The organism is Enterococcus sp. UD-01 (assembly GCF_044909655.1).
In the GTDB taxonomy this organism is placed as follows: domain Bacteria; phylum Bacillota; class Bacilli; order Lactobacillales; family Enterococcaceae; genus Enterococcus_L.
Genome location: NZ_JBIYEU010000001.1, coordinates 129,969 through 142,002, shown reverse-complemented (window position 1 = coordinate 142,002; position 12,034 = coordinate 129,969). Strand labels below are relative to the sequence as shown.

Sequence of the window (12,034 nt, the reverse complement as noted above, 5' to 3'; positions counted from 1 at the left end):
TTATTCTACAATTTTTGCTTTTGAAGCGATTTTTTCGGGAATAGTAATTCCTAATTGTTTCGCTTGTTTTTGATTGATAATAATATCACCTGTTTTAAAGGTGTAAATCGGCGTAGATGCTGGTTTGGAACGTCCCTCCAGAATATCCGCAGTCATCTTGCCAGTCTGCACACCCAACTCAAACTGATTAATGCCGACTGTCGCCAGTCCGCCCTGCTCCACCATAGTATCGACAGATGGAATGATCGGCGTTTTGGCTTTATCCGCTTCGTTTACTACCGTTTGCATTGCATTGGCAATCGTGTTGTCCGTTGGGATATAAATAAAGTCCACTTCACCAGCCATTACTTGAACCGTTTGAGCGATTTCATTGCTTGATGGAACCGCGTAGGTTTTGACGCTTAATTTTTTAGCTTCAGCTGCTTTTTTAGCTTCTGCGACTTGGTATTTTGAATTTTCCTCTGAAGAAGCGTACAAAATACCTACTGTTTTACTTTTCGGTAATAGTGACACGGCTAAATCAAATTGCGCATCAACGGGTGATTTATCACTGACACCGGTAATATTACCCCCGGGCTTTTCATTGCTTTTCACTAGTCCTGCGCTAAGCGGATCAGTAATAGCACCTAAAACAATCGGTGTTTTGGTTGTTTGATTTGCTAAAGCCTGTGCTGCTGGTGTCGCAATACCAATCAAAACGTCTGCTTTCTTTTCTTGAACTAATTGTTGGCTCATGGTAGTTAATTTACTTTGATCTGCTTGACCATTTTGAAAAACGATGCGCATATTTTTACCATCTTCGTAACCAGACTCTTTGAGACCGGTTTGAATTCCTTTGTAAATTTGATCCAAGGCTGGATGGCTGACAAACTGCAGTACGCCGACTGTAGGCAGCTGTGCTTTTGTTTGTTGCTTGGCGTCTACAAAAAATGAGCCTGCCAAAAAGACCAGAATGACGAGAACCGCCACATGTAATCGATTAATTTTCATTTTTATCCCTCCAAATTAGACAATATCAACAAAAAAAAAAACGACAAATCCTAATAGGAGCAGTCGTTGTTCTATAACAAAGACCGCATAGATTGAGCGTCTATGCGGTCATAAATTCACTTTGAATAAACCAGCATAGATACAAAATTTAGAATTTGCCTTCTAAAGTTGTATCTATGAGAGCATCATACATACAACTATCTACGCCAGTTTTGCCATGAACTATTCAATTGTGGTCGTTTAGATAATTGTTTCATGTAATCACTCCTATAGTTTTCTGTTAAAAACAGTTTACAACACTCTTAATTTGTTCGTCAAGTCTAAATTTGCATAAATCAGCATTTCCGACTAAAACAATTTTTTTCGATAGCTCCAGCTGTCTTGATTTTCCTTATAAGGATAAAAGTTCAACCGCGTAAACATTTTTTGTGAGGCGGTATTCCAGTTAAAGATTTCGCTTACCAAAAAATAATCTCTGCCCAAGTGCTGTGATTTTTGGATAAAATATTTGGTTACTTTACGGCCAATATGCTGGGCACAAAATGGTTTGTCCAAAACAAGGGCATAATCATCTTCCCCTAACCAGACATCTCCAATTGTTTGAAAATATTCCTTTTGCTTGTATTCAATATAATACAGCCAGCCGTGTTTATTTTGCCATTGATACATTTGCTCAATTTGTTTTTTAGTATAACAGACCGCTTTTCCCACAATATTTTTCATGCTCTCCGGATCTTGATACCAAGGATAAGATTCTGGACGGATACTTTCAAATGAAACCAGTCGTAATCGCTCATTAATGCGGATTTTTTTCGGCTTTAGTGTGTTCAAAAAGGACCCAGTTTCAGGCTGAGTCCTCTTTTTCGTAAACTGATCCTTATTGCTCATGCCGCTTACTTCTTACATAGACAGGACTTGGCTTTAACATAAATATTTCTGCTAAACAGGCGAGAATAAATTTTTTCATCATTACCCCTTCTTTCTACAATCATTACTCAGCTGAATAATCAGCCGGATTTGTTTGCTCAACGGATGACTGGCTGCTGGATGAATTTTCCTGGTTACTGCTTTCAGTGATAGTGGCTGTTGCTGTACTAGGCTTTACTTGCGGCACCGTCGGCTCAATCATCGTAGACATCGGCATTTGGTTTAACGTAGAGATTAGCGAAGCTTTAACATCCGTGTCAGTCTTTAATTGATATTTATTTTTTTCTTTTCCATTTTCAAAGAATATAACGGTCACTTCATTTTCTTTTACATTATATTTCTTTTCTATTTCGTCAACATTATAAACCATTGGATAAAGATAAATACTGTGAGTAAACTCTTTCATCTTAGTATCGTCTTTTAAAATAGCATGAATCTCATCATAGGTTTTACCATGCGGAACAGAAAAAAGAACAGTCATTGCAGGCTTGGTACGAATTAATTCGTCTGCCGTTCTCGGATCAAGATAATTCGCTTTTTTATTAAGCTTTTCAGATTGAACTAGCGATTGAATTTCTGACGAGCGAATCGTCGCCTGAACTTTCGGAATAATTAAAACGAAACCAATAAACAAAAGAATGATTCCGCCTATAAGAATAGTTGCTAATTTTCTCCGTTTATTTAAAAAATTAATGATATTTGTTAAATTTTCATTCACATTCGATTCTCCTTTTTACCTTATAGGCTTATTATACTAATAATTGTTAATTTTTCCCAGCATAATAAATTCTGGTCGTTATTTTTTTCAATAAATATATTTTTAAAGATTCACAAATTGACAGATTTCTTTTATTCTACAGTTGACAAACAGATATCACTCACCTATACTCTAAGATAATAAACAAAAGATTAAAATACGATGAAAAGAAGAGTACTATTTTAGAAAATTCATGAGAGAGTCTCGGTTGCTGAAAAGAGATAATTGGAAAAAATAGGAAGATGGCCTTTTCGTATGGATTGGTGAGCTTTGGTAAGCCAATGCTGGGAACGCCCATTATAGCGTCTGGGTATGCAGATTTTTTTACCCATTAAGGAAAAGCTTGTGAGAGTTTTTCAAATAAAAGGTGGTACCACGTCTATTTCGTCCTTTACTTTATGCAAAAGTAAAGGGCTTTTTTTTATATAAATTATGGAGGGATGATAAATGGGAAACAAGCAAATACCGTATCGGTATGATGTCGTCGGCAGTTTTTTACGGCCCGCCGAATTGAAAAAAGCACGCCAGGAATTTAATAATGGGAAAATAACTAAACAGGCTTTGACAGAGATTGAAGATCAGGAAATTATTGCGCTGATTCAAAAGCAAAAGGAGCTTGGCCTTCACGCTGTGACGGATGGTGAATTCCGTCGTCGCTGGTGGCACTTGGATTTTATCGCGGCACTAGATGGTATTACCGTATATGATTTTCAAACAACTGCTTTTGGCATTACAACTGACGCTCAGGGCACTTATGTCAGCGACAAATTGGCCTTTCCAGCTGATCATCCTTTTTTAGAGCATTTCCGCTTTACCCAAAAGCATGCGGCACCCCTTTTAGCCAAACAAACGATTCCTGGACCGAATATGATCTTTTTAGATTCACTTATTTTGTCTAAGCACTACCATGAAAAGCCAGTGTATGCTTCAATTGAAGTCTTTAAGCAAGATTTGATTGCAGTTTATCAACAGGCAATTCAAGCGTTTTATGATGCCGGCTGTCGTTATTTGCAGCTTGATGATACGAGCTGGGGCGGTTTGTTCGATGAACGATTCAGAACCCTTATTACAAATAATGGCTTGAATCCGGATCAACTGCTGGAGGATTTTCAGGAAGTAACGGAACAAGCCTTAGCCAATAAGCCCAAGGATCTCGCTGTCACATTCCACTTTTGCAAGGGCAATTTCCAATCGCATTGGCTGTATAATGGCTCTTATGAAAAAATTGCTAAAAATCTCTTCTCCATCGAACAATTTGACGGCTTTTTCCTAGAATATGATGATGATCGCTCCGGCGGCTTTGAACCTTTGCAGCACCTCAAGGATCAGCGAATTGTTTTAGGTCTAATTACGACAAAGCAAGGAACACTTGAAGAACCTGCAGTGATCAAGGAACGTATTCAGGCGGCTACTCAATTTGTTCCTTTAGAACAAATTTGCTTATCTCCGCAATGTGGCTTTGCCTCTACACAAGAGGGCAACCATTTATCAGAAGAAGAACAATGGCAAAAAATTCGACTTGTCAAAACGATCGCAGAATCTGTTTGGGATGATGCGTAACCATTAAAAAGGAGGAACTACAATGACTACAATTAAAGAAATCCCTTTCCGTTATGACCATGTAGGTAGTTTTTTACGACCTGCTGCATTAAAAGAGGCCAGAGAGCAATTTTACGCTGATAAAATTACAGCTCAACAGCTAAAAGAAACAGAAGATCAGGCCATTAAAGAATTGGTGCAGCAACAAGTAACTGCTGGATTGAAAGCTGTAACTGACGGTGAATTTCGCCGCAGTTGGTGGCATTTAGATTTTCTTTGGGGATTAAACGGTGTTGTTGAAACTAAACCGGAAGCCGGCTACAATTTTCATCATGGGGAAACAAGAGCCGGTTCTTACACAGTCGTGGACAAAATCACTTATAATCCCGAGCATCCTTTCTTTGCAGCGTTTACCTTTTTACAAGAGCAAACACCGCAAGGGATTCTAGCGAAAGCAACCATCCCCTCCCCCACTTTGTTATTTAATCGGAAAAGTGAAGCTGTTTTTCACGACATTTATGCAGATGAACAAACCTTTATCGAAGATTTAGCAGCGGCTTATCGTCAAACGATTTTGAAATTTTATGAGCTTGGCTGTCGCTACTTGCAGTTGGATGATACTTCGTGGGGCATGTATACTGGTTTTATTGAACAAGCAACCTCAGAGGACGAAATCCAAAAATGGCGCCATCATTGTGAAGCCGGTGTTGCTGTAGTGAACTTGCTTTTACAGGATTTACCTGAAGACTTAACCATCACAATGCACGTTTGCCGCGGCAATTACAAATCTGACTGGGCAATTGCCGGTCCTTACGATCACGTTGCTGATTATCTGGCACAATTAGCAATTGACGGTTACTTCCTGGAATATGATGACGATCGTTCCGGCGGCTTTGCCCCCTTGGCAAAAATTCATGAAAATGGACCTGCTAAAAAAATCGTTTTAGGTTTAGTAACTTCAAAATTTCCTGAGCTAGAAGCTGAAGAAAGCTTAATAGCGCGGATTGAAGAGGCTCAAACCTACGTTCCTTTGGAAAATCTTTGCCTCTCTCCTCAATGCGGTTTTGCTTCTACAGAAGAAGGCAATTATTTAACCGAAGAACAACAATGGGCTAAAATAAAATTGGTGATTGATACAGCTAAAAAGGTCTGGAATGACGCGGAATAAATAAAAAAACTTGCGATAACAAGCGTTAAATTTCCAATCTTGACTAATCGCAGGAAAGAGGTTGAGCCAAAAGTCGTTTATTCGTAAGAAGTGGGCGGGACAAAACTGTTTTTTAGTTTTGTCCCGCCCACTATTGCTTTTAACGATTGATGGAACGAGCCATCCGATTAATCGTATGACGCATTCCGCGAATTGTCAGCGACATTTCGTAAATATTTTCAGCAGGTGCTAAGCCGCCATAGCCAGCATCGCCAATATGTTGAATATCCACGCCACAAATTTTGTTCAGTAAAGCTATTTGGCGAATGGTTTCTTTAGATGCACTTTCTTGACTAGTGCCAATCGCAGACATCGTCAGCAAATCCGCCTCTTTGGCAATTTTCACGGCCGCCCGCATATCTTCTTCCGTAAAACCTTGAACTGTTCCAACAGCTGGTAATAGCAGAATATCCGCACCTGCTGCAGCGTACGCTCTAACCGCTTCGTTGGAAACCACTGGTTCGTCTGAGCCTGCGCTATGCATTTTACCAGCAATAATTAAGCCAGAGAAATTTTCCTTTGCCACTGCAACGGCTTGTGCAATAGCTGCGTTCGTCACGCCAGTGCCTGGATTTCCTGTTAAGCAAATAAAATCTACGCCAAGCGCTTCCGCTTTTTTAAAGGTTTCCTTTGAACTCATCCGTCCTTTGGAAATAGTCAACTTATCACTAAACATAGGCGAAGCTTCATCGACTGGTTCTAGATTCACTCCAATTGGACGCCCTGTTAGTTTTTTTAAAATAGGAATCGGATTGATTTGATTTTTTGCCGGCTCCTGCAAATAAGTCAGTACCTCTGCCGGCGACATTCCCGGAATTCCCTGTACAATTGGATTAAAGCAATCAAACACATTTAACAAAAGTAAATCTGCTCCAAACGCCGCAGCCACCTCGGCATTGCTGATATCACCAGCCTGCGGTGCCCCCATAACTACGTTCTCCGACAGGATTGTCCGCCCTTCACTGGCTTTGATGGACTGCTTTAACTCAGCGGAAGACATGCTTGCTACTTCGCTATAATTCGCACTGATTAATCTTTTGACCATTTTGTGACCTCCTTTTATTCTCTGTTTTTATTATACTAAACTTTTTTAGAAAGCGCAGACATCTTCCTGTTTGATGAGACACTATCACATTCTTTTAGCTTTATGCCCCGCTTTCTTTATTATTGCAGGAATCTCCGTTATAATAAGACTATTATGTAGACAGAAACGAGGGATGTTTTATGTCATTTGATGGCGTATTTACACATAAAATGGTGGCAGAATTATCTGACACACTAGCTTCCGGACGAATCTCAAAAATTCATCAGCCTTATGAAAATGAAATTATACTTGTGATCCGCTCAAAGGGAAAAAATCATAAATTATTATTATCTGCTCATCCAAGCTATGCACGGATTCAATTAACAGAAATTGCTTATACTAATCCCGATACACCGCCGAATTTTGTAATGATGCTGCGGAAATTTTTAGAAGGTGCAATTCTGGAAGAAATCCTCCAAATTGAAAACGATCGGGTCGTACACTTTCATTTTACAAAAAGAGATGAACTCGGCGACCTGCAAAATATTGTTCTTGTTGTTGAGCTGATGGGCCGACACAGTACCATTGTTTTACTCAACAAAGAAAATAATAAGATCCTCGATGCGATCAAACATGTGGGCAGCTCTCAAAACAGCTACCGTTCTTTATTACCGGGCGTCACTTATTTGGAGCCGCCTCATCAAGAACAGCTGAACCCTTTTCATGCCGGCAAAGAAAAAGTCTTTGCTTTGCTTTCTCAGGCAGATGATCTAAACGGCAAGTATTTGCAAGCTCATTTTCAAGGCTTAGGTAAAGATACTGCCGATGAATTAGCTTTTCGTTTAAATGAACGACAAAATGAAAAAATGCAGGTCTGGGATGCCTTTTGGACGGAAATTCATACCAAAGCGGTACCGACTTTAACGGAAACAGCTAAGAAAGATTATTTCACGCCGCTATCCTTCCGTTCTCTAGCTGGAAAAGAGCGCTATTTTGATTCATTTAGTCAATTACTGGATGCCTTTTATGGTGGAAAAGCCGAAAAGGATCGTGTGAAGCAACAAGGCGGCGAGCTGATTCGCAAAATTGAAAATGAATTAAAGCGAAACCAAAGTAAAGTGGTCAAACTAAAGCAAACATTAGCAGATACTGAACTAGCCGAAAACTTCCGGCGCGATGGTGAGCTGCTAACAACCTTTATGGCGCAGGTTCCTAAAGGCGCCAACGCAGTCGAGCTACCCAATTATTATGACGAAGACCGCCCTTTAACAATTAAGCTAAATCCGGCGCTAACACCGAACCAAAATGCTCAAAAATATTTCCAAAAATATCAAAAGCTCAAAAATGCTGTGAAAGTAGTCAAAACGCAAATCGAGCAGGCTAATCAGGAAATCAATTATCTGGAATCGGTTTTATCTCAGTTGGAAATTGCCGGTCCTATGGATATTGAAACCATTCGTGAAGAACTGCTGGCTCAGGGCTATGTTAAAAAGCGTTCTGCAAAAAAACAAAAACAGGCAAAAAAAAGTCAGCCGGATGAATTTCAATCAACAGATGGCACTTTAATCTTAGTTGGTCGGAATAATCTGCAAAATGATCAACTCACGTTAAAAACAGCCAAAAAAACGGATATCTGGCTACACGCCAAAGATATTCCGGGTTCACACGTCATCATTAAAGATAATGAGCCTTCTGAAGAAACATTGCTGGAAGCTGCTAAGCTGGCGGCTTATTATTCAAAATATCGAATGTCCGCCCAAGTTCCGGTTGACTATGTACAAGTCAAACATGTTCATAAACCAAACGGCGCTAAACCCGGCTACGTGATTTATGAAAAGCAAAAAACGCTTTTTGTGACTCCAGATGAAGCACTGGTGCAAGAATTGAAAAAATAAACTACGAGGTCGGGACAGAAGCAGCCATTTAATCGTGTTTAGAGTGTGAAGCAAAAGTGTTCTTTACTTTTGTCTCACACTCGTACTTATTCACGTAAAATCAGCGCTCGCTGGACTAAGTTGTTTGCGACTTTGGCAATAATCTGATTGGCTGATGCATCCGTAAACGTCGGTTTTTTGATCGTCATATAAAATATATATTTAGGATCCTCCGTCGGTGTAATAGTCACTACAGAGTGCAAGTATTCCTGTTTCTGATAGCTGCCGTTTTCAAAAAACTCAGCAGTACCTGTTTTGGCTGAAACATTGATTCCCTCAATTGCATATTCCTGCCCTTTGCCATACTTTTGATCCGTCGTTACGTCTTTCATATAAGACAGCATCTTTTTGGCTGTACTAGCGGATATTGGTGTTCCAATCACCTGCGGTTCAACAACAGTCGTTTTCCCGTCGGCTGTGATCGTCTTACTAATTAGATTAGGCTTCAACATCTTACCGCCGTTAGCAATCGCTGTATAGGCCTGCAACATTTGTAAATGTGTCACAGAAATACCTTGTCCGTAAGAAGTCATCGCGCGGTCAACCGTTGTCTGATTTTGAATCTTGCCCATCGCTTCTCCGGATAAGCCGAAATTCGTTGACTGACCAAACCCGAATTTTTTCATGTATTCCTGCCAAAGATCAGGCATACGCTGCTGCAGTGTCACCATGCCCACATTACTTGACCAAGCAAAACCTTGACGAAAGGTCATATCTCCTTCTCCTGCGCCAGCATTCCAGTCATTAATTTTACTGCCATCCACGTTAATATTACCGGATGGAAATACTTCAGTTTCATTGAACTTATTTTCTTCAAGAGCCGCAGCAGTCATCATCGTTTTCATCGTTGAGCCGGGTTCATACATATCTTCCAGTAAAATATTACGCCAGCTGAACTCATTTTCACCGAGACCTTTACGCGTATCCAAAGCAAAAGAAGGCCGTTGCGAGGTCGCAATAATATTACCGGTCTTAGCTTCCATTAAAGTTGCAGTAATTGTTTCCGGCGAATATTCCTGTACAGTTTGATCCAGTAATTCCTCTAAATATAGTTGCAGACTACTTTCTAAAGTAGTATAGATATCAGTACCGTTAACAGGCGTTGTTTCTTTGACGCTACCCGGTTTTACATCACCAAAAGCCGAATGTTTCTGATAGCTTCTAAAGCCGTCTTTTCCCGAAAGTTGTTTATTATATGCTTCTTCGATTCCTATAATGCCCGTTTCTTCCTGCTTGTTTTCTTTTGTCGTCACACCGATAAAATTTGAAGCAAAGTTGCTCACGCGATAGCCGCGCTCTTTTTCCTCTTTAAAAAAAATACCCGTCACTTTTTTTTGCTTTAGCGCTTCTTCAATACTTGTTTTTGTTTCAAAATTCAAGTTTTTCCCTTGTAGTCCAAATTCAACAGTCGTAATCGCTTTTCCTTCACTGTTATTTCTCGGCTCTAATTGTTTAAGTGTTGTTTGCGGATCTATCGACAGATGCTCGGAAAAAATAGCAGCGATCGTTTGCCAGTCCTTTTTTTGTACGTACAATTTTTTCCCATTTAAATCAGTATAATTCTGATCCAAAACTGCATATAATGAAAAGGCGATCGAGTCTTCCACCAATATATTGCCGGCTTTATCATAGATCGAACCACGTTTGGCATCCATTGCCTCATTCACAGTATAAAGTTCTCTACTTTTTTCAGCGAGAGATACTCCTGCTACTTTTCCTGTTGCTACTATATAAGTGAATCGTGCTGTGAATAGAAAGAATAGGAGAAACGTTAACAGTAATAACGTTATCCCTACCCTTTTCCGATTCTCCGTAGTCGTTCGTTGTTTTTTTAAGCGCTCTTTTATTTTTTCATTTCTCCTTCAACATCCCTTGTCCTTTTCTATTACTATAATGCAACCTTTGACATTTTTCAGGAACTTCTGTATTAACTTAAAGAAAAATTAGCTTTTCAAGATATGTATTAAAATAATTTTGAAATAATATTAGTAGCAAAACTTAACAATGTTTACCTAACTTTTTGTGATATAATCATTTCTGTACTATATATTTAAATAAAGGAGAATGGAAATGAAAAAATTAGGAACGATTTTAGTTGCATTGTTGGTGATCATCTCTTTTACTGGTTGTGGGTCTAAGCCTGATTATACTGAAGAGAAGGCAGAAGCGGCTTTAAATGACGGAAAAGATCTAAAAGGTAAAACCGTAAAAATCAAAGTAACGGAATTTATCGAAGACGGTCCTCTTGGTCATACAATTCAAGCCGGCGAGCATTTGAATTTTATTTCATCCGAAAATCCCAAAGTTAAGGCCGGCGATGAATTAATCGTAAAAATTAAGGCTGTAGAATCCGCATTGGGGTCGTATCTCATTGATTACGAGAAAGTAAAATAAAACGATATAAAGGAGGTTGAGCCAAAAGTCGTTTAGGTTCGAGCAATTGGAGTAAAAGACGAACAATATGCTTTTTATATTGATCGGATTTTATGAAATTGCTGAAGAACCTGACTTTTGGCCACCGTTTATTCGTAAGTAGTGGGCGGGACAAAACTGTTTTTTAGTTTTGTCCCGCCCACCTGTTTCTTTATAAATTATTTGTTTTTACGTTCATTGCTCAAGATCTGCGCTCATTAAAGTAACTTAGAAAAGGAAACAGCAGCTTCATGGTTGTTCCTTGCCCTACCACTGATTCTACTGTCAACTGATGTCCTAATTTATCCGCTAAATTTTTAGCCAGATATAAGCCTAAACCAGTAGAATGCTGTTCACTCATGCGTCCATTTTCACCAGTAAAGCCTTTATCAAAAATACGGCGCTGATCTTCCTTGGCAATCCCAATGCCAGTATCTTTTAATAACAGCCAGACACCCTCTTTGGTTGTTGAAATCGTTACAGTTATTTTACCCTCACGTGGCGTATACTTTATCGCATTACTAACCAGCTGTCTAAAAATAAATGCGACCCATTTCGCATCTGTTAATACTGTTTGATCGCTTCCTTCAAGAGAAAACTGCAGATTTTTTTGAATAAAGTAATTTCCCTGCGTACGAATAACAGACTGCACAATTTCCTTTAAAGAATATTCTTGAATTAAATAATCTCTGGAAAAGCTGTCCAATCGGGCATAATATAAAACCTGTTCCACATATTCGTCTATTTTAGTAAATTCATTTTCCAAAAGATAATATTTCTTTTCTGGAATATCATCTTCCACAGAATGCATCAGTAAATTAACGGCTGCCAGCGGCACCTTAATTTCATGAACCCAGGAATCAATATAATCCTTTTGATCCTGTTGATTGTCAATCGCCTGCTGGATCACCTGCTGATGTTCAACCAATAACCCGTTGATATAGTCTTGTGCTAACTTTTCCGATTCATTAGTTGCCTCACTCAGATAATGCTGCAGGGATGGCGGCTGATCGGAAAGATCCAACGACTGCCACCAACGCTTTTTTAATGAATAATCAATCGTTAAAAATAAAAGTAAAAACAAGCTTTGCAATAAGATCAAATACCCGATCACTGAAAAATTAATCACCATATCAGGCGAAAGCCACAAAACAAAACAAGTCACGCCAATAAAAAAGAACCAGCCGATCAATAACAGCCAATGATCCTTTAAATATTTAAAAAATGTCATACGCTGCTCCTTT

At 39.2% G+C, this 12,034-nt stretch carries 10 protein-coding genes and 1 other annotated feature; of the genes, 4 read left to right on the top strand and 6 right to left on the bottom strand.

Annotated elements, in window-relative coordinates:
• The 3 genes from trpX to ABH902_RS00725 all read right to left on the bottom strand — a co-directional run bounded on the left by trpX (position 1) and on the right by ABH902_RS00725 (position 2,635).
• The gene (gene trpX, locus ABH902_RS00735) at positions 1 to 990 is read right to left on the bottom strand and encodes a tryptophan ABC transporter substrate-binding protein (RefSeq protein WP_404588614.1); all 990 of its coding nucleotides are present in this window, start codon (positions 988 to 990) and stop codon (positions 1 to 3) included.
• A gap of 348 nt (positions 991 to 1,338) precedes the next feature.
• Entirely contained in the window at positions 1,339 to 1,878 is a 540-nt protein-coding gene (locus ABH902_RS00730) for a GNAT family N-acetyltransferase (protein ID WP_404588613.1), read from the bottom strand.
• A gap of 103 nt (positions 1,879 to 1,981) precedes the next feature.
• Positions 1,982 to 2,635 (bottom strand): hypothetical protein, encoded by a 654-nt coding sequence (locus ABH902_RS00725; RefSeq protein ID WP_404588612.1) that lies wholly within the window; start codon positions 2,633 to 2,635, stop codon positions 1,982 to 1,984.
• Between the two features lie 192 nt (positions 2,636 to 2,827).
• Positions 2,828 to 3,069, top strand: a binding site (T-box leader).
• A gap of 52 nt (positions 3,070 to 3,121) precedes the next feature.
• On the opposite strand from ABH902_RS00725, the gene ABH902_RS00720 reads away from it, so the two are divergent.
• Together ABH902_RS00720 and ABH902_RS00715 are read left to right on the top strand one after the other, a co-directional pair.
• The gene (locus tag ABH902_RS00720) at positions 3,122 to 4,234 is read left to right on the top strand and encodes a 5-methyltetrahydropteroyltriglutamate--homocysteine S-methyltransferase (protein WP_404588611.1); all 1,113 of its coding nucleotides are present in this window, start codon (positions 3,122 to 3,124) and stop codon (positions 4,232 to 4,234) included.
• A gap of 22 nt (positions 4,235 to 4,256) precedes the next feature.
• Positions 4,257 to 5,381, top strand: coding sequence for a 5-methyltetrahydropteroyltriglutamate--homocysteine S-methyltransferase (locus ABH902_RS00715; RefSeq protein ID WP_404588610.1), 1,125 nt, complete (start codon positions 4,257 to 4,259; stop codon positions 5,379 to 5,381).
• Positions 5,382 to 5,520: 139 nt separating this feature from the next.
• On the opposite strand, the gene ABH902_RS00710 is transcribed toward ABH902_RS00715, so the two are convergent.
• Complete coding sequence (locus ABH902_RS00710; protein WP_404588609.1) at positions 5,521 to 6,465, bottom strand: haloacid dehalogenase-like hydrolase; 945 nt, start codon at positions 6,463 to 6,465, stop codon at positions 5,521 to 5,523.
• 179 nt (positions 6,466 to 6,644) lie between these two features.
• On the opposite strand from ABH902_RS00710, the gene efbA reads away from it, so the two are divergent.
• A complete protein-coding gene (gene efbA / locus ABH902_RS00705) occupies positions 6,645 to 8,339 on the top strand; it encodes a fibronectin-binding protein EfbA (protein ID WP_404588608.1) in 1,695 nt (564 codons plus the stop codon).
• 86 nt (positions 8,340 to 8,425) lie between these two features.
• Here the strand turns inward: efbA and ABH902_RS00700 are convergent, their stop codons facing one another.
• Positions 8,426 to 10,045: a penicillin-binding transpeptidase domain-containing protein gene (locus ABH902_RS00700; RefSeq protein ID WP_404588607.1), complete on the bottom strand. Its 1,620-nt coding sequence runs from the start codon at positions 10,043 to 10,045 to the stop codon at positions 8,426 to 8,428.
• Positions 10,046 to 10,448: 403 nt separating this feature from the next.
• Between ABH902_RS00700 and ABH902_RS00695 the strand changes: the two genes are divergently transcribed.
• On the top strand, positions 10,449 to 10,772 hold the full coding sequence (locus ABH902_RS00695) for a hypothetical protein (RefSeq protein ID WP_404588606.1): 324 nt from the start codon (positions 10,449 to 10,451) through the stop codon (positions 10,770 to 10,772).
• 220 nt (positions 10,773 to 10,992) lie between these two features.
• On the opposite strand, the gene sapS is transcribed toward ABH902_RS00695, so the two are convergent.
• On the bottom strand, positions 10,993 to 12,021 hold the full coding sequence (gene sapS, locus ABH902_RS00690; RefSeq protein WP_404588605.1) for a two-component system sensor histidine kinase SapS: 1,029 nt from the start codon (positions 12,019 to 12,021) through the stop codon (positions 10,993 to 10,995).
• Positions 12,022 to 12,034: the final 13 nt, after the last annotated feature.